This window comes from Nocardia cyriacigeorgica, from assembly GCF_010868145.1.
GTDB lineage: Bacteria > Actinomycetota > Actinomycetes > Mycobacteriales > Mycobacteriaceae > Nocardia > Nocardia cyriacigeorgica_D.
In genome coordinates this window covers 689,899-707,031 of the sequence record NZ_JAAGUY010000001.1, presented here as the reverse complement: position 1 = coordinate 707,031, position 17,133 = coordinate 689,899, and the positions used below count along the sequence as shown (strand labels likewise).

The following is a 17,133-nucleotide window of genomic DNA, read 5'->3' as shown; positions in this document are numbered from 1 at the left end:
TCTGTGGTGGTCAGGATCCTGTTTCTCGCAATGGCGGCGACTGCAGGTCGTCCACAGAGCTATCGAAAGAATCGGGGCACTGGCCTGTGACTGCTGCGGAGATCTTCGCGCGGAAGGTATGGGGAGAGAACATCATTGCGTGTGCCGTGATCGCGGGAGGGTCATAGCGGGTCGGGTCGAAGTCCCGCATGGCCCTGGCCAGTCGGGCGACAACGGCGGAATCCGAGCCGAGATCCAGATGTTCGCCGGTGACCCCAGGAACGACGGTGTCGAGCGCGCCACCCGCGCCGATGGCGAGGACGGGGGTACCGCAGGCCATCGCTTCGACCGGGACGATGCCGAAGTCTTCGACTCCGGGCATGATGAGTGCCCGGCAGCGGCGATACATATCGAGCAGGATCTCGTCGGGTGCTGCGCCGAGGAAGGTGGTTTCGGGGCCCGCGATGGTCTCGAGGTAGTAGCGCGCACGGCCGTCGCCGAGGACGACCAGCCGGCAGCCGGCATCCTGGGCGGCGCGGATGGCGAGGTCGGGGCGTTTGTAGGGAACCAGTCGGCCCGCGAAGAGGAAGAAGTCTTCGCGGGGGATGTCGGTGGCGGGTGAGAAGCGGTCGAGCCGGACAGGTGGGTTGATGACGATGACGGGTAGGCCCCACCAGTCGCGGATGCGATCGGCCACCGCGCGCGAGTTGGCGAGCACCAGGGTCAGGCGCGGTGCTGCCCGCGTTTCCGCGTGCCGAGCCAGCCTGCCGAGGGCGGCCAAGGCCAACTGGCCTGCCCGGCCACCCGCCTCCTGCGCGCGGAATGCGCGGTCCCACGCCCAGCGAGCGGGGCTGTGCACGTAGGCGATCACGGGGGCGTCGGTCGCGAAGACCACCTGGGTGGCGAAGGCATGATGGCTGACGAGCACGGCGTCATAGGCATTGCGCAGCGGCAGGGTGCGCAGTACGCGGGATACGAGGGGGAGCAGCGGTGCGTGGGTACGGCCGCCGGTCGCGGCGTAGACGCGGTCGAGCCAGGTGCCATAGATGAGATTTCGCGAGAGGCGGTCGCCGGTCCCGTGCGAGTGGTCCTTGGCAGCACGACACAAGGCCCGGGCGCCGTCGGGCGATCAGGTTCGCCGACGGCCCCGACGAAGTGCATCGCGGCGTCGTCGCCCGCATCGAACTCGCGAAATACAGGCAGCCGGGCGCCGTCCCGCGATAAGTTAGCGAGAATTCTAGTCAGGTGGTAGAACTCACCCATCGTGACGAAGGGACTTGTGTGAAGCCGACAGCAACACAGCGCGCGGCGCTCGGCATGATCTGCGATACGTTCGCGCCGGGAGATGGGTCGGCGCTGCCGTCGGCGACCGAGCTGGGTGCGGTCGACACGGTCTTTCGGATGCTCGACCGCAACCCGCGCGAGGCTGAGACCAAGCAACTGGCCATGCTGTTGAACCTGTGGGACTCACGGCTTTTCGGCATGCTCTCGGGTAGCGGGCCGAGGCGGTTCTCGGCCCTGTCGCCCGCCGAACGGGAACAGGCACTACTGCGGCTGGGCGATTCCCGGATCGCAGCCAAGCGCACGCTGTTCCAGGCACTCAAGTCGGCGGCGTTGCTCTCCTACAACGTCACCCCCGGCCCCACAGGGGTGAATCCGCTGTGGAAGCAGATGGGCTATCCCGCCCCGCCCGGCCCGCTGCCGACTGCTCCGCCGGCCGCACTCACGCCGCTGCGGACAACCGAACCGTCGACCCTCAGCTGTGATGTAGTGATCGTCGGTTCTGGTGCAGGCGGCGGAACCGCGGCCGCGGTGCTGGCCGAGGCGGGACTGGATGTCGTGGTCCTCGAACGCGGCGACTACTACGACGACGCCGATTTCGGCGCCGGCGAGCTGGACGGGCTGCTGCGCCTTTACGCGCCCGGACCGCAAACCACGGCTGAAGGGCAACTCACTCTTGCGGCCGGCACCTGTCTCGGCGGCGGCACGGTCGTGAACTGGAGCACCTCACTGCCCACCCCCGATGATGTGCGCGCGGAATGGGCCGATCTGGGCGTACCCCAGTTCACCGCACCTGAATTCGATCAGGCCCTTGCCGCCGTACAACAGCGGCTGGGTGTGAACCGGGACAAATCACCCTTGTCGGCTCGTGACGCCGTCCTCGAACGCGGCGCCACCGCGCTTGGCTGGGAAATGGACACCCTGTCGCGCAATGTATCCGATGCCTGCGATGCCGGTGCCGACTGCGGCAGCTGCGGGTACGGCTGTCGACTGGGTGCCAAGCAATCGGTTACCAAGACGTGGCTCCACGATGCCGCAGGTCGCGGCGCACGAATAGTCGTCGACGCGAACGTCCGCAGGATCGACGTGAGAAACGGTCACGCGGAAGGAGTTACGGCAGTCACGTCGCAGGGCGTGCGGATTGATGTTCGTGCCCGCGCGGTCGTGGTGTGCGCCGGTGCGGTTCAGACTCCGGCGCTGCTGCGGCGCTCGGGTCTACGCAACAAGAACATCGGGCGGTATCTGCGTCTGCATCCGGCCGCCGCGGTGTACGGAGTGTTCGCCGAGGAGATCAGACCATGGGAAGGTGGGCTACAGGCACGCATCTGCCGCCACCACCAGAACCTGGACGGTGACGGGTACGGCGTCATCTACGAGACCGGGCCGGTCCAGCCCGGGCTCGCGGTCGGATTCATGAACTGGCGCGGTGCCGAGGCGCATCGCGCCACGATGCTCGAACTCGCCCACACCGGCGTGGTCGGCGTCATCACCCGCGACCGCGACCACGGCATCGTCGCCGTCGACCGTAGCGGTGAACCGGTCGTCCATTACACGTTGTCGGCCCGCGACCGAGCGCATCTACGCACCGGAATCGGCGGTGCGGCACAGATTCTCGAGGCCGCCGGTGCGCGGCGAATCTTCTCCGGTCACCAGGCGGGCGTTTCGTACGAACCCGGGACTCGCGGCTCGCACGCCGATTTCGTCGCGGCCGGCGATGGCGCCGGGTACGGGCCCGGCCAATGTTCGATGGCTGCGCTGCACATCATGGGATCGGCCCGGATGGGTGGTTCCCGCGAGACTGCCGCAACCGATCCCGAGGGCACCACCTGGGAAGTGCCCAATATCGTAGTCGCCGATGCCTCCTGTTTCCCGACGTCCTCCGGTGTCAACCCCATGGTGACGATCGAGGCCATCGCCTACATAAACGCCGAACGCCTTGCTGCGCGACTGATCTGATCCGTGCTAACCGCCCGCGACAGCGGGGATGATCATGACCTCGGTGCCCGCGTCGACCGGTGTATCCAGGCCGTCGAGCGTTCGGCATTCCTCGTCGCCGATATAGAAGTTCACGTAGCGGCGCAATCGGCCGGTCTCGTCACGCAGGCGGCGTTCCAGCGCGGGGGAGCGGTCGCGCAGGGCATCCAAGACGGTGCGCAGCGTCGTCGCGTCGACGTCGAGTTCCTTTTCGCCGTCGACGTACGGACGCAGCATGGACGGCAGGTGCACGCGGGCCATGGCGTTCTATCCGATGACTGCCGCGCGCACGCACAACACGTCCGGCAGCTCGCCGGCCACGAGCTGCCAGTGCTCGCCTTCGTCGGCGCTGCAATAGACCTCGCCGTTTCGGGTTCCGAAGTAGATGCCGGTCGGGTCGGCGTTGTCGGCGCACATGGCATCGCGCATGACCGCAGCCCAGAACGGCACCTGCGGGAGCCCTTCGGTCTTTGCCGACCAGGTCTCGCCGCCGTCCTCGCTGCGGTAGACCGCGCAGGTTGCGTCCGGCGGGAATCGGAATCGCTCCATATCCGCGACCAGGGGGAAGGTGTAGATGACGCCGGCGCGGCGCGGGTGCGCGACGATCGGGAAGCCGAAGTTGGACGGCGGCAACCCGCCGTCGATGTGCTGCCAGCTCACGCCGTCGTCGGTCGTCCGGAAGACGCCACCGTGGTTCTGCAGGTACATGGTGCTCGGGGTCTCGGCGTCCACTGCGACCTTGTGCACGCACTGTCCCCATTCCGGCAGCTCGCCCGGCATGAAGTCGGCGGTGACACCCTTGTTCGTCGGTGTCCACGAGGCCCCGGCATCGGAACTCTGATACACCCCGCCGGTGGAGATGGCGACCGCGATCCGCTGCCTATCCGTCGGATGTGGGAGGACCGTGTGCAAGGCCAGCCCGCCGCCGCCCGGCTCCCATTGCGGACGGTGCGGATGGTCCCAGAGTCCCCTGATCAGCTCGAATGTCCTGCCGCCATCGGTGGAGCGGAACAACGCCGCCGGTTCGGCGCCGGCGTACACCACGTCCGGTTCGGCGTCTGTCGCAGGAGCGATCTGCCACACGCCCTCCAGTGCGGCTCCGGTGTCCTCGGGGAAGGCCAGCGGTGCGTCGTCCGGCTCGGTCCATGTCTCACCGAGGTCGTCGCTGACCACCATGGTCGGCCCGAAATGGCTGTTCAGCACGCCCGCGAGTAGGCGCGGCGTCTCCCGTCGAGTGTCGATCGCCAGGGCCTTCACATCGGCCACAGCAAACTGCGGCGGGCTCACGTCCCAGCTCGACCGACCGTCCTTGCTGCGCGCCAGGAACAACCCTTTGCGCGTCCCGATTCCGAGCAAAACCTCCATCGCCGACCTCCATACGGTCACCGCCACGCAGACGCGTGTGAGCGTACTCCCAGGTAGGACACGACCCGCCGGAAACGAACGAGGCCGACCGCTGAAACCCATCAGAACCGTCGGCGTGACATTTGCGCGACCATTTCGTAATGTATCCGTGATCTGTTCCCGAGAGTAGGCGGTGGTCGAGTTCATGCGTGGTCAACATCGCAAACCGACCGCAACCCGAAAGTTTGCTCCCTTGGTTGCGGGAAGCGCTGCGACGGCAGGCATGGCGGTCCTCTGGGCGACCATGGGGCCGACCCCGGGTACTCAGGCGGCCGGGGCGGTCGATGCGCAACAGGCGGCCGCCGTGGCCGCCGCCCCCGCACCGACGACCGCGCCGCCGCCACCCGAGCCGCGACCTGCGCTGCCAGCGGTTGCCGCCGATCAACCGCCTTTGTTGGCCAAAGTGGCCACCCAGCACGTCCAATGTTCGACAGATCTCGTTGGCGCCCGCCCCCACGTTGCTCAGGTCGGCAACCTGATCGGGAAGACCTTCGCGGTCGCCGACATCGGCGGTGCCATCGGCCGCGGCAACGACGACCACGGCGCAGGCCTCGCCCTGGACTTCATGACCACCGACGCCGCGCACGGCGATGCGATCGCGGAATTCGTCCTGGCCAACCGCGAGCGCTTCGGCGTGACCTACGTGATCTGGCAGCAGCGCTACAACGACGGTAACGGTTGGTCCTACATGGAAAACCGCGGCAGCCCGACCGCGAACCACTACGACCACGTGCACGTATCCTTCGCCCCTGGCTCAGTGGTCAACCTCATCTGCTGACCACGCGCGACCCCCGTTGATGGTCCTCGGCCAGGGGTCTCCGTACGGCGTCGATGGGCTGAGGAGCCGCTAGACTCAGGGTGAGCAGATGTACAGCAGGCGGCCACTTCCGGCGGCACTCGCTGATCAGCAGCGTCCCTGGCTCCGAATACGCCGCTACGCGGCTCGTGTTCCCAGTCCGCCGTCCCGAGGTCGTGAAAAGCCATCTCGTTCGACGGCCGGTCCCGCTTCCGGAGTTCCGCCGCCTGGCAACCGAACTCGACTCACACATCGGATTCCAATCGCTGCAACGACTGTCCGAGGAGAACGATCATGACCGCCGCCCCCACCGACCGCGCCCGCTTTCGCTACCTGATCGACGACGTCGGCGCGGCCGTCGAGTTCTACACCACTCATCTCGGCTTCACCGTCGAACTGGACGCCGCGCCCGCATTCGCTGCCGTCGCTCGCGGGCAATTGGAACTGCTGCTGTCGGGGCCGTCCAGTTCCGGTGCTCGCGCAACTCCTGCTGAGGCACGCGTCGCGGGCCGCAACCGCATCCAACTCGTCGTCGACGACCTCGACGCCGAGATCGGCCGGCTACGCACCGCGGGCCTCACCTTCCGTAGCGAACTCGTCAGCGGGCCGGGTGGGCGTCAGATCCTGCTGGCCGACCCTGCCGGCAATCTCGTCGAGCTCTTCCAGCCCGCGCCCAGGTAACGATGTTCGGGAGGCGGCCGGCCTGGTTTCAGCGGGGGGCGATGCGGAACAGTCCGGTCATGGTGCCCTGGTAGAGGGTTCGGTCGGGTGAGATCGTGCCGACCATTTGCAGCGTGTCATGGAGGGGGGTCGCGCCGATGAGCTCGCGGTGGTCGACATTTCCGGTGGCGGCGTCGATGACGGTGTAGTGGTAGCTGTCGCCGATATCGGAACTGTTGTTGGGCAGAGTCGGTCGCCGCGCGATCGTGTAGATCTTGCCGTCGGCCACCGACAGGCGGGGGACTGCCGCGGACTTGGTGTCGTTGGTCCACACCACCGTGCATCCCGAACCCGACACGTCGACGCGCACCATACCGCCGGTGAACTTCGCGTCGGCAGGTTGACTTGGACCCGCACCTTCGGGGACTGCCGGGTACGGGTAGCCGTACGTGCTGGCGACGAACAGGCTGTTACCCGAGCCGATCGGCGAGTTCTCGGTGCCGTCGACGGTGGGCACCGAACACACCTGGTTGCCGGTGTCGGTGTCGAATACCAGCAGATTCTCCTTGGGCACGGCATTGTCGGTGATCGCCAGATATTCGGTGCCACGGCCGGGGCCGAAGAATGTGGGAGTGGCTCCTGTGCCCCAACTCAACTGGCCGGGTTTGCGCGCGGGTCCGCGATCGTAGGCCTTGCGCCACACCACTCGCGGACTTCCTGCGGCGTCGACATCGACCAGATATAACGCGTGTGTGGTGGCGATCGCCACGCCCTCGGGTGCGCTGGAGATGCTGTTGGCGACTTTTTCCCCGGGCCCGAGGACGATCGAACGGGCCGTACCTGTTGCCGGGTCGGAGAATCCGGCGGCGGCGTTATCGGTGGCGAACCAGACCCGGCCGTCGAAATCGGGCATGACCGAGCTGACCGCATCGCAGTCGCCACCACCGCAGTGGCCGGTGACCGCCTGGGCGATATCGGTTCTCGATTCGACGAAGACCTTCCAGAACAGGCCCTCCTTGCGGTGCGCGATCCGCAGCAGTTGACCGCTGCCGTCGACGGTGACCATGCGGTCGTGGTTGTCGAGGTAGGCATAGACCCCGCCGAGCAGGCTGCCCTTCTCCAGATCCAGCGACGCGAGCGGCTGGCCATTGTTCGGATTGAGCAGGAAGACCTTCGGTGACCGGCCGAGAATCTTCGTGCACAACGCCTGCGGCATGCCGTCGGCGCCCTGCAGGATCGTCGGGCAGGCGGCGGCGAGTTCGCGGAAGTCGCTGTCGACTCTGACCGGGCCCGGTCCGGCGAACGGTGTGGCATCGGAGGATTCGGCGTCGCCGTGCATGGTCGCCGTACCCAGTGGGCCGAGGTGCGGGTTGGCGGGTGGTAGCGAACCGAAAGCCGCGGTGGCCGATCCGGTGGAGATGGTGAGTAATGCGGTCATGGCGAGCGCGGCGTTCGCGGCGGCGCGGCCCAGTCTGTCGAACATGGGTACTCCCTGAGTGTCATTGCGTGGGTTCGCCATCCACGAAACCGCGCGGATGCGAATATTCGAATCGAACGATCCGATTAGTCGCATGGAGCTACACGGTAGAAGACCGGGTGGGCTGCGGGCAAGACCTCATCGAGCGTGTCCGGAATGTGGCGACCAGTCGCTGAGCGCGCGAGCCGTTGCGCTGAGTTCCTCGACGTAGCGGTGCCGCTCGGCGAGGGACACCGAGGTGCGCAATGGGCTGATCTGAATCTCCCACAATGGCTTTCCCGCGCGATCGTGCACGGCTGCGGCCATGTAGCTGACCGGCAGATCGCGCTCGGAATGCCAGGTATCGGTGGTGTAGAGGTGGCCGCCGGTCTCGCCCATCAAGGCGTGGACCTCTTCCCGCAATGGCTGGTTCGAGGCGTTCGTGGATAGATGCGCCACCACGCGACCGAGGACGTCGATCCGATGCAGATCGGCGGCATCGGCGCCCCATGCGGCGAATCCGGTGTCGGCGATCTGGTCGAGCGCCGCCGCCAAGCCCTCTCGACGCCCGGGTGCCGTGGCGGCGAGCCACTGACGCTGAACGGTGCTGTCCGACAGCGCGACAACGGTCGCGCCGGCCGGCGCCTGCAACGGCAACCGCAGTCCGACTTCGACACCGGCCGGGATATGGCCGATTCCCCTGGTGACGGCGATGAACGTCAGCTGATCTGCCTCGACGAGACTCATCGCCGCCCCGCAACCGACGCGGGCGGCGAGTGCTTCGAGATGACCGGCCATACCGCTCGGTGCGCTGAATCCGTCGCGGACCTTATCGGCCGCGGCAATGAGGGCCGGACCCGCGGTGTACCGGAGGTCCGGGAGCCTGCTGACCCAGCCGTGCTCGCGCAGTGAGGTGAGGATCGCGCCCGCGGTCGATCGGCTCAGGCCGAGTGTGTCGGCGATATCGGCGGAGGTCGCCGGGGAATCGAGGGACGCCAGCAACTCTATGATCCCGACGACGCGATCGGTCGGCGGTGACGTCGCGGATCCGCCCGTGCTTTCGGTCACCAGACTCCTCGGCTGTCGTTGCGATGCGGATATGTGCTTCTGTGAGCCGAATATTCGCGTCGCGACTTCGGGATGTCAACCAACATCGGCGACGAGGCCCGGGTCCAGGTTCATGACCTCCTGCAGGACTGCGCGCAGGGCCGGACTGGTGTCGGCGGTGCGCCAGGCGACGCGGAGGTCGACATCGGGCGTGCTGTCGATGAGAGGGAGGAAGACCACGTGTGGATCGGTGACATTGCCCGCCACCGACGCGAGCGTCAGGTGGCAGCCGACCTCCGCGCTGACGAGGGCCAGCGCGGTCTGGGTGTCGGGTGCGATCTGGACGATGTCGGCGACGAAGCCGTGTTCACCCGCCAGGCGCCGTAGCCGGTCCGACAGGACCGAACCCTCATGTGGTGGCAAGGCCACGAACGGCTCCGTGGCGACATCGGCGATGGAGATCCGGCCGGCAGCGGCCGACGTGTGCGTGTCGGCCACCGCTAAGACGAGCGAATCCGGCATGACGACTCGGGCGGAGACTTCGGGCGGCACGATGTCCCATCGGCCAAGGGCGAGATCGGTCTCGCCGTCGAGGAGTTTCCTCATCGCGGGTTGGGCGAAGTTCTGGCTGGACAATTCCAGCTCGATACCCGGGCGCTCGGACCGGACCACGCGGGCCAGCCGTGCCAGAAGACGGTGGGTCGATACTCCGGCGAAGGCAATGCGCACCAGGCCCACGTCACCGTCGTCGGCGGACCGCACCGCGGCCTGCGCCCTGCGCGCCGCGTCGAGTACATCGTTTGCGGGGCTGATCAAGGCCTTGCCGCTGTCGGTCAAGGTGACCGAACGAGTGTTGCGATCGAACAACGTGGTGCCGAGTTCCCGTTCGAGCCGCTTGATCGTGCGGCTGAGCGGTGGTTGAGCGATATGCAGGCGTTCGGCCGCGCGTCCGAAGTGCAATTCTTCGGCGACGGCGAGGAACGCGCGTATCTGACCTATGTCCATCTCACGGTCATTATTACAGATGAGGTATCACTGGCTGGTCGATCAAGTATTGGACCGAAGGTAATCGCCGAGGCGATAGTGGTGGTCATGAATCCCGACGTACCGGACGATGTCTTCGCCGACGTTCTCGCCCAGGTCATTGACTTCGTCCGCACGCGCGTGGCACCCCGTGAGTCGGACATCCAGGCGGCCGACGCGATCCCCGAGGACCTGCGGGCGCGGGCGGCCGAGATGGGCTTGTTCGGCTATGCCCTGCCGCAGCAGTGGGGTGGGCTGGGGTTGGACCTGGTCCAGGATGTCGAGATCGCAATGGAGTTGGGGTATACCTCGCTGGCGTTCCGCTCGATGTTCGGGACGAACAACGGTATTGCCGGCCAGGTCCTGGTCGGTTTCGGCACCGCCGAGCAGCAGGCTCGCTGGCTGCCCGGCATGGCCGCAGGGCAGATCACCGCCGCCTTCGCGTTGACCGAACCGGGGGCGGGATCGAACCCGGCAGGTCTGCGCACCGTCGCTCGCGCGGATGGCGACCACTGGGTGATCGACGGCTCCAAATGCTTCATCACCAATGCGCCGGTGGCGGATCTGTTCGTCGTCTTCGCCCGCGTCCGCCCCACGCCCGAAGCGGGCAACGGTATCGCGGTGTTCCTGGTCCCCGCGGACACGGCGGGGGTCAGCGTTGGGGACAAGGACGCCAAGATGGGACAGCAGGGTGCAGGCACCGCCGACGTCACGTTCGATGGCGTTCGCGTCGGCCCGGATGCGCTGGTCGGTGCCGACGCCGAAGCCGGGTACCGGGCGGCGATGACGTCGCTCGCGCGCGGTCGAGTCCACATCGCAGCGCTCGCGGTGGGCCAAGCCCAGCGGGCACTCGATGAATCGGTCGCCTACGCCGCGAACGTTTCCCAGGGCGGGGTGCCGATCGGCGAATTCCAGCTCGTCCAAGCGATGCTCGCCGATCAATACACCGGAGTGGCGGCAGGTCGGGCGATGGTCCGGGAGGCGGCGCGGGCGTGGGTCAGCGGCCGCGACCGACGCATCGCGCCCTCCGCGGCGAAGCTGTTCTGTACGGAGATGGCCGGAAAGGTGGCCGATCTCGCGGTGCAGGTGCACGGCGGATCGGGATACATGCGTGGCGTGGCGGTCGAGCGGATCTACCGCGACGTCCGGCTGTTGCGGTTGTACGAAGGCACGAGCGAAATCCAGCGTCTCATCATCGGTGGTGGTCTGGTCCGCGCCCAGCAGCGGGGAGCCTCGTGATCCGCCGAGATTCGCGCTGAGCACTTCGACATCGTTGTCCGCCAAGGAAAGGACCATCATGCTTGTCGACCGCACCGCCGTGATCACCGGAGCAGCCAAGGGCATCGGCCTGGCGATCGCCCGCACCTTCGCCGAACACGGTGCACGCGTCGTCATGGGCGATCTCGATGAGGCCGGAGCCGAGGCGGCCGCCGCGTCACTGCCAACTCGCGCGATCGGAATGCGATGCGATGTCACCTCCGCCGACGATGTTGCGGCTCTGCTGGCGGCGGCTACCGAATCCTTCGGATCGCTCGACGTCATGGTGAACAACGCGGGCATCACGCGTGACGCGACCATGCGCACAATGACCGAGCAGCAGTTCGACGATGTCGTTCAGGTCCACCTGCGCGGCTGCTGGAACGGCACCCGGCTGGCCGCGGGCATCATGCGCGAGAGCGGCGGCGGCTCCATCATCAACCTCTCGTCCATCTCTGGAAAGGTCGGATTCGTCGGCCAGACCAATTACTCCGCGGCCAAGGCGGGCATCGTCGGACTGTCCAAGGCCGCCGCGAAGGAAGTGGCGCACCTCGGTGTCCGCGTCAATGTCATTGCGCCAGGGCTCATTCGCACCGCGATGACCGAAGCAATGCCCGCCAAGGCGTGGGAGGCGAAGATGGCCGAGATCCCCATGGAGCGTGCGGGTGAGCCCAGTGAGGTTGCCTCGGTTGCCCTGTTCTATGCCAGCAACCTCTCCTCCTACATGACCGGGACGGTCGCGGAGGTCACCGGCGGTCGCCACATGTGAACCAATATTCGCGCAGGGGCGGCAGGTTCGATTCCGGGGCAGCCTCGGGGACTGTTTTCGGTGTTTCCGGCCCGAATGCTCCCGCGACCCCGCAGGCCGTCGCGAACCGCAGCCGATGAGCGGAGCCGAGCAAGGGGGGCGGTCTGTGCCCGCACCGATCGCAGACGGCGGCCGCGGTGGCTGCTGATCCGCCGCGACCAGCGGACGGGCCAGCTACTGTGACAGCTACGTGCGAATCGAGCTCGGAACCACAGTGATCGAGCACATTCGCCCTTTCTGGCTCTCTCTTCGACGCTCGACTCAACCCCGGCTAGGAGATTCGAATGGTCACCATCATCGGCGGAGGTATCGCCGGGACGGTCCTCGGCGGTGCCCTCGCCCGCAGCGGTACCCCGGTCACGGTGTACGAGCGGCGGCCACGCGATGCGATGGGCGGCGCGTTCCTGTTCATCGACGAACGCGGTCATTCGGTCCTGCACGATCTGGGCGTCGCCGACGACGCAGTGCAGCAAGCCTCCGCCCCGGTCCATGCACTCGAATACGTCGGGAGCGATGGCCGCCGCGCCGCCATGAGCCGCGGTCACCGCTTCTGGCTGCGCAGCTCGCTGATGACGGTGCTCAACGAGTTCCTCGACACCTCGGGCGCTGATCTCCGGTACGAGCACACCGTTACCGACGTGTCCGTCGACGAATCCGGCGGATGCCTGATCCGGCACGGCGACGGCGCGACGAGCACCACCGACGACATCGTCATTGCCGCCGACGGGATAGATTCCGTAATCCGGTCCCGCCTCGAGCCCGATCGGCCCCCGGTCCATGCCGGCGACATCGTGCTGTACGGAATGACCACCAGCCCAGCCGAATTGGACAGCGAGCCCGACAAACTGCACTTCTTCGCCGAGCAAGACGCCACCGGCGCGGCAGCCAGCACCTTCGGCCACATCTGGCGACCCGGCCACCCCGCCCACTGGTTCATCCGGATAGCGAGTGATCCGCTGGACGGCCCGGACGACCTCGGCGTTCGCCCCATAAGAGAATGGGCGGACACCGTTGTGCGGGCCACACCGTCGATCACCGACCCGGTCGGCACCCTGCTCGCACAGACCGATGACGTCCACGTCAGCAATGCGCGCAATGTTCCTCTCGACAACGCCGCGCAGCCGACGCTACCGATCCTGCTCATCGGCGACGCCGACCACGCGATCACCCCGGCCGCCGGTGTCGGTGCCCGCGACGCGCTCGAAGATGCCGCCGCCGTCTACCGCGCACTCACCTCGGGAAGCAGCCCCGCCGAGGCAATGGTCCAGCGTCGCAGCACGATTCTGGAAGACCGTCAGCGCGCCCTCCGCGGCCGCGCCAGCGTCTCCCGGTAGGCCGCGGACCGGCCCAAGGGCCGGGTTCGTCGCGGCCTGGGACCGGCGCAGCTATTGAGACCGCCGCCTTACCGCACTCCGCGACGGCGGCGAGATATACCGCTGCGGACACCGAGAATGATGCCGGTGAGGAGGGCTGTGCCACCGACGACTGCCACACCGATCGGCAGGGTTCGTCCGAACAGGGTGAGTCTGTCGAGACTGTCCCGGGTGACGGCCATCTGGGCGTCGATGGTGTCCTCGTCGAAGACGAGATGGGCCTTCAGCGCGGTCACATCGACCCGCTCGGCGCTGCGACCGTAGTACAAATGGAGCTGCTCGCCGCCTTTGAGGATGGCGCCCGTTCTCGGCTCGACCCACACATCGCGGGTGTTGGTGTAGAAGCGGGTCATCGTGACCTGCTCGTCGCCCTCGAGGCCCCACTTGGCGGCGGGCAGAGTGAGTTTGTTGGTCGCCGCGGGGAAAACATCCCACATGTTCGTGACCGGGATGGTCTGGCGGAAGTGGTAGACAGGCACGCCGTTGACCTCGGACTCGTCGATGTAGTCGATGTCGTAGGTGGCGCGGGCATTGAGGTCGAAGTACGGGTAGGACTTCTTCTCGGTGCCGATCGGGAAGCGGTATTGGAGTCCCGCGCGCTGCGATGGGTCGGCGACCGAATCGCCCGATCTGTCGACGGTGAGGGCGATGGAACCGTTGGGGGACACCGGGATCGGCTCGCCCGTCCTGCGGTCGATGGTGACGCGGTCAACGGAGGCGGTGAGCAGGCCGGTGTCGCCGTCGCGGTCGTCGCGGCGCAACGTCTGGCCAGCCTGCAACGTCATCTGATCGGCACCCGACGGTTCTTCGACGGTGAGAAAACGTTGCGAGACGATCGGCACGTCGGTGTCGATCCTCGCTGATCCCTCGGGCGAGGTGAGTGATCTAGCGTCCAGGACACGGCTTTCCTCGCCGGGCACGCTCTTGGCGATCGTGGTGACCTGTAGGTCCAGCGGTGTTTTGGCCACCTTGCCGACGGTGTAGGTCGGGACCATGACCGCCGCGGCGAGCAGTAGCGCGCCGACGCCGATGAGCAGGCAGGCGATGGTCCTGCGCGCGTTGCTCATCGGCTGCCATAGGCGACATCGCCCAGCTGCGATGAGCCGGGATCGGCAACCGTCTCGGGCTCCGGGATCGAATTCTGTTGCACACCAGCGGTGATGCCGAGCACGGCAATCCCCCCGAGGGTCGCGCCGGCCAGGCTACTGGCCATGCCGGAAACGGCAAACTTCATAGGTCGAACAACTCCAAAGGGGTGGTGTCGGCTCAAGCGACGGAGAAGAACCCGACGGTCGGGGCGAACGTGCAGGTCCGGACAGTGGAATCAGCGGCGGTGGTGGTGAGCGAGCCGGAGATCACCGCAGCGACACGACCCGACCCGGTCTCGGAGATGGTCGTCAGAGTGGCGGGGCCATCGGCGTTGATCTCGGCCGCGGTGGTCAACGTCTGCACACCGGACCGGCGGTTGTCGAGGTTGACCCACTGCACGGTCAGCGGCGCATTCTGCACGGCCGTAGGGGTTTTGGTGCCGAGGGCGGTGAGAACGAAGGCGGTCTGTCCAGCCCGGGGCCCCGGCGGCGGCAGGTCGGCCGGTCCGGGGACGGCGAGCGCGGTGCCGATCGAATCGGAGGTGGGGCCGATGCAGCCCTTGCCGATGGTCGGGTAGAGGAACTGGGCGATCCGCGGACCGTCCGACGGCGGCAGGTCGGGACCACCGCCACCGCTACCGTCCAGGAAAGTGATGACCTTCTCCAGAGTCGCCTTGACCTGCGCGGGGATGGCCGGGATGGCGAGCAGAGCCCGTGCCTGGGCCACAATCGCGCTGGAACCTCCGCCCGCTATGCCGCCAGGGGCGGAGATCGCGCTGACGATCGTCGGGGTCAGTGCGGCGAGCATCTCGGAGGGAACACCTTCCGCGATCGACGGAACAATCGGCTCGTCCGCGGGCCGCGGCGCGGCCATGGTCGACGTCGGTGCGGCGAGTGACATACTCGCCGCCAATGCGAGTGCGGATAGAGCGGTCCGCGATCCTCGGGTGCGCAGCACTGGTAAGCCGTCCTTCTTTTCGTGGGTCGGCGATCAACCCAGAAATGTCAGTGTGATCCCGGGTATCAGTTATTGTTGATCTCCGGGTTCGGGACGGAAACGATAAGACCACGGCTCGTGGAGGGCAGCGCACCATCCAGGCGAATTTTGATTCTTCAACCGCGCAGCGCGAATTGATCGTAGGTATCCACAATTCTCTTTTCGCCGATCTCGGCAATAATCGCGCGGTGATCGAGCCCGATCGCCGATCAGATCATGGCTGCTCGATCAGGTTCTCGCTCTTCAGCCAGTCAAAGGCGACGTCGGCGGGGTCCTCACCATCGATATCGACGCGGCCGTTGAGTTCCTGCATCAGCTCGTCGGTGAGGCGCTCGGAGATGGTGGCGAGCAGCGCGGGCAACTCCGGGTTCTGCTCGATGACGGGGCCGCGCACGACAGCCGTGCCGCTATAGGGCAGGAAGAACTTCTTGTCGTCGTCGAGGACCACCAGGTTCAGGTTCTTGACCCGGCCGTCGGTCGTGTAGATCATTCCGAAGTTGCAGGGGGCACCGTTGGCTGTCGCGGTGTAGACCACGCCTGCATCCATTCGGGTGACGTTGGCGGAAGGCACACCGTTCGGATCGTTGTAGGGGATACCGTATTTCTCCAGCATCGGAAGGAAACCATCGGAGCGGCTGAAGAATTCGTCGTCGACACAGAAGGTTCGGTCTTCGACGGGGAGGGCAGCCACCTCGGACAGCGACTTCACCCGCAGCTGTTCGGCATTCGGAGCCGATGCGCCGAAGGCATAGGTGTCGTTGAAATTGGCAGGCGGCAGCCACACGAGATCGTGTTCGCGCTTCTCGATATCGTGGACGCGCTGCCAGAGTTCGTCGGGATCGGCGATCGTCTCGGTCTGGTTGTGGTAAGTGACCCAACCCGTGCCGGTGTATTCCCAGAGCACGTCGGCATCGTCGTTGAGCTGGGCCTGACGTGAGGAGGCGGAACCCGGCGCCCCGGTGAGATCGGTGACATCAGCGCCCGCTGCGGCGAGATAGGTCGCGGTGATCTTGCCGAGCAACACGCCCTCGGTGAAGCTCTTGGAGGTGACGACGATTGCCGCGCCGTCCAACGGTTGTGCGCCGTCGGGTAGCCGGGCGTCGTGGAAGGTGCCCGATGAACTCACCAGGCCGCAGCCCGCGAGCATCGACAGCGTGACGGCGAGTGCGCAAACCAGGATGGCCAGACGGGTTCGTGGCGAACTCATGAGATACCTCGCGGGGTCGCAGCGAGCTCGACGAGCCTGCCGAGCCAGTCGATGATCAATGCCAGCAGCCCGACCAGGATCGCGCCGGAGATGAGCAGTTTCGGCAGGAAGAGGGTGACGCCGGTGGTGATCAGCGTGCCGAGACTGGTCGCACCGATGAACGTACTCAGCGTCGCGGTGCCGACCAGAATGACAAGCGCGGTACGTACCCCGTTGAGGATCACCGGAACCGCAAGCGGCAACTCGACCAGGAACAGTGTCCTGGCCGCCGAGTAACCGATGCCACGCGAAGCCTCGATCGTTCGCTGATCCACCTGCCGCAGCCCGACGATGGTGTTCTGCAGAATCGGCAGGATCGCGTAGACGACGAGTCCGACTATCGCGGTGCGGAATCCGGTGCCGAGCCAGAAGGTGAACAGTACGAGAAGGCCGACCGCTGGCGCGGCCTGGCCGATGTTGGCGAGATTGACGGCGATGGGTTCGAACCGCTTCACTGCGGGCCTGGTCAGCGCGATGCCGAGCGGAATCGCCACCACCACGACGATCAGCGTGGCCACCACGGTCAGCCGGATGTGTTCGAGAATCGTGGTCTGCAGATTGTCCCAGCCGAGCGAGGCCTGCTCGGTCGGGGTCAGCGTCGTCGACCGGTACCACAGGAAATAGCCGATGCCGATGACCAGAATGATGAGCGGCTCGAACCACACGTCGAGAGGGACGCGGCGCAGGAGCGCCATGATTCCGTCGCGCTGACGCTCCGTTCCCTCGGGCGCCGGGGCGGGCTGG

General features: G+C 66.6%; 16 protein-coding genes and 1 pseudogene. 6 read left to right on the top strand and 11 right to left on the bottom strand.

All coding sequences use genetic code 11. The annotated features are described in order from the left end of the window. Nucleotides 1-10: 10 nt before the first annotated feature. Nucleotides 11-1,084, bottom strand: a pseudogene (locus GV792_RS03160) (glycosyltransferase); the annotation flags it as partial. 176 nt (nt 1,085-1,260) lie between these two features. On the opposite strand from GV792_RS03160, the gene GV792_RS03155 reads away from it, so the two are divergent. After that, nucleotides 1,261-3,216: an FAD-dependent oxidoreductase gene (locus GV792_RS03155; RefSeq protein ID WP_178124413.1), complete on the top strand. Its 1,956-nt coding sequence runs from the start codon at nt 1,261-1,263 to the stop codon at nt 3,214-3,216. Between the two features lie 6 nt (nt 3,217-3,222). On the opposite strand, the gene GV792_RS03150 is transcribed toward GV792_RS03155, so the two are convergent. Further along, complete coding sequence (locus tag GV792_RS03150; RefSeq protein WP_163822030.1) at nt 3,223-3,495, bottom strand: MoaD/ThiS family protein; 273 nt, start codon at nt 3,493-3,495, stop codon at nt 3,223-3,225. A gap of 6 nt (nt 3,496-3,501) precedes the next feature. Beyond that, nucleotides 3,502-4,599, bottom strand: a complete 1,098-nt coding sequence (locus GV792_RS03145) for a WD40/YVTN/BNR-like repeat-containing protein (RefSeq protein WP_163822029.1) — start codon at nt 4,597-4,599, stop codon at nt 3,502-3,504. A gap of 172 nt (nt 4,600-4,771) precedes the next feature. On the opposite strand from GV792_RS03145, the gene GV792_RS30040 reads away from it, so the two are divergent. Both GV792_RS30040 and GV792_RS03135 read left to right on the top strand, forming a co-directional pair. Continuing rightward, nucleotides 4,772-5,416 (top strand): hypothetical protein, encoded by a 645-nt coding sequence (locus tag GV792_RS30040; protein ID WP_309139068.1) that lies wholly within the window; start codon nt 4,772-4,774, stop codon nt 5,414-5,416. A 312-nt stretch (nt 5,417-5,728) separates the two neighbouring features. Continuing rightward, on the top strand, nt 5,729-6,115 hold the full coding sequence (locus GV792_RS03135) for a VOC family protein (protein ID WP_163822028.1): 387 nt from the start codon (nt 5,729-5,731) through the stop codon (nt 6,113-6,115). 28 nt (nt 6,116-6,143) lie between these two features. Here GV792_RS03135 and GV792_RS03130 read toward each other — a convergent pair whose 3' ends face one another. The 3 genes from GV792_RS03130 to GV792_RS03120 form a co-directional block, all read right to left on the bottom strand. Next, nucleotides 6,144-7,577: a hypothetical protein gene (locus tag GV792_RS03130; protein WP_163822027.1), complete on the bottom strand. Its 1,434-nt coding sequence runs from the start codon at nt 7,575-7,577 to the stop codon at nt 6,144-6,146. A 132-nt stretch (nt 7,578-7,709) separates the two neighbouring features. Next, on the bottom strand, nt 7,710-8,618 hold the full coding sequence (locus tag GV792_RS03125; protein ID WP_163822026.1) for a helix-turn-helix domain-containing protein: 909 nt from the start codon (nt 8,616-8,618) through the stop codon (nt 7,710-7,712). A gap of 75 nt (nt 8,619-8,693) precedes the next feature. Beyond that, nucleotides 8,694-9,602, bottom strand: coding sequence for a LysR substrate-binding domain-containing protein (locus GV792_RS03120; RefSeq protein WP_163822025.1), 909 nt, complete (start codon nt 9,600-9,602; stop codon nt 8,694-8,696). Between the two features lie 87 nt (nt 9,603-9,689). On the opposite strand from GV792_RS03120, the gene GV792_RS03115 reads away from it, so the two are divergent. The 3 genes from GV792_RS03115 to GV792_RS03105 all read left to right on the top strand — a co-directional run bounded on the left by GV792_RS03115 (nt 9,690) and on the right by GV792_RS03105 (nt 13,019). Then, on the top strand, nt 9,690-10,859 hold the full coding sequence (locus GV792_RS03115; protein WP_175582983.1) for an acyl-CoA dehydrogenase family protein: 1,170 nt from the start codon (nt 9,690-9,692) through the stop codon (nt 10,857-10,859). A gap of 58 nt (nt 10,860-10,917) precedes the next feature. Next, nucleotides 10,918-11,646: a 3-oxoacyl-ACP reductase FabG gene (gene fabG / locus GV792_RS03110; RefSeq protein WP_163822023.1), complete on the top strand. Its 729-nt coding sequence runs from the start codon at nt 10,918-10,920 to the stop codon at nt 11,644-11,646. A 323-nt stretch (nt 11,647-11,969) separates the two neighbouring features. Further along, nucleotides 11,970-13,019 (top strand): FAD-dependent oxidoreductase, encoded by a 1,050-nt coding sequence (locus GV792_RS03105; protein ID WP_163822022.1) that lies wholly within the window; start codon nt 11,970-11,972, stop codon nt 13,017-13,019. Between the two features lie 68 nt (nt 13,020-13,087). Here GV792_RS03105 and GV792_RS03100 read toward each other — a convergent pair whose 3' ends face one another. The 5 genes from GV792_RS03100 to GV792_RS03080 form a co-directional block, all read right to left on the bottom strand. Continuing rightward, nucleotides 13,088-14,125, bottom strand: a complete 1,038-nt coding sequence (locus tag GV792_RS03100) for a DUF3068 domain-containing protein (RefSeq protein WP_163822021.1) — start codon at nt 14,123-14,125, stop codon at nt 13,088-13,090. Beyond that, nucleotides 14,122-14,292 (bottom strand): DUF2613 family protein, encoded by a 171-nt coding sequence (locus tag GV792_RS03095; RefSeq protein ID WP_163822020.1) that lies wholly within the window; start codon nt 14,290-14,292, stop codon nt 14,122-14,124. Before GV792_RS03095 ends, GV792_RS03100 begins: the two co-directional genes overlap by 4 nt. A gap of 32 nt (nt 14,293-14,324) precedes the next feature. Continuing rightward, nucleotides 14,325-15,047 (bottom strand): Rv1157c family protein, encoded by a 723-nt coding sequence (locus GV792_RS03090; RefSeq protein WP_175583858.1) that lies wholly within the window; start codon nt 15,045-15,047, stop codon nt 14,325-14,327. A 310-nt stretch (nt 15,048-15,357) separates the two neighbouring features. After that, on the bottom strand, nt 15,358-16,350 hold the full coding sequence (locus GV792_RS03085) for a glycine betaine ABC transporter substrate-binding protein (protein WP_163822018.1): 993 nt from the start codon (nt 16,348-16,350) through the stop codon (nt 15,358-15,360). Continuing rightward, nucleotides 16,347-17,084: an ABC transporter permease gene (locus GV792_RS03080; protein ID WP_163822017.1), complete on the bottom strand. Its 738-nt coding sequence runs from the start codon at nt 17,082-17,084 to the stop codon at nt 16,347-16,349. The genes GV792_RS03085 and GV792_RS03080 overlap by 4 nt, the downstream gene beginning before the upstream one ends. Between the last annotated feature and the right edge of the window lie 49 nt (nt 17,085-17,133).

Bases quoted from the DNA above. Each gene is read 5' to 3' on its own strand.
- GV792_RS03135 (WP_163822028.1), top strand. From the start codon at position 5,729: ATGACCGCCGCCCCCACCGACCGCGCCCGCTTTCGCTACCTGATCGAC.
- GV792_RS03085 (WP_163822018.1), bottom strand. From the start codon at position 16,350: ATGAGTTCGCCACGAACCCGTCTGGCCATCCTGGTTTGCGCACTCGCC.
- GV792_RS03080 (WP_163822017.1), bottom strand. From the start codon at position 17,084: ATGGCGCTCCTGCGCCGCGTCCCTCTCGACGTGTGGTTCGAGCCGCTC.
- GV792_RS03145 (WP_163822029.1), bottom strand. From the start codon at position 4,599: ATGGAGGTTTTGCTCGGAATCGGGACGCGCAAAGGGTTGTTCCTGGCG.
- GV792_RS03090 (WP_175583858.1), bottom strand. From the start codon at position 15,047: ATGTCACTCGCCGCACCGACGTCGACCATGGCCGCGCCGCGGCCCGCG.
- GV792_RS03105 (WP_163822022.1), top strand. From the start codon at position 11,970: ATGGTCACCATCATCGGCGGAGGTATCGCCGGGACGGTCCTCGGCGGT.
- GV792_RS03150 (WP_163822030.1), bottom strand. From the start codon at position 3,495: ATGGCCCGCGTGCACCTGCCGTCCATGCTGCGTCCGTACGTCGACGGC.
- GV792_RS03100 (WP_163822021.1), bottom strand. From the start codon at position 14,125: ATGAGCAACGCGCGCAGGACCATCGCCTGCCTGCTCATCGGCGTCGGC.
- GV792_RS03120 (WP_163822025.1), bottom strand. From the start codon at position 9,602: ATGGACATAGGTCAGATACGCGCGTTCCTCGCCGTCGCCGAAGAATTG.
- fabG (WP_163822023.1), top strand. From the start codon at position 10,918: ATGCTTGTCGACCGCACCGCCGTGATCACCGGAGCAGCCAAGGGCATC.
- GV792_RS03095 (WP_163822020.1), bottom strand. From the start codon at position 14,292: ATGAAGTTTGCCGTTTCCGGCATGGCCAGTAGCCTGGCCGGCGCGACC.
- GV792_RS03130 (WP_163822027.1), bottom strand. From the start codon at position 7,577: ATGTTCGACAGACTGGGCCGCGCCGCCGCGAACGCCGCGCTCGCCATG.
- GV792_RS03115 (WP_175582983.1), top strand. From the start codon at position 9,690: ATGAATCCCGACGTACCGGACGATGTCTTCGCCGACGTTCTCGCCCAG.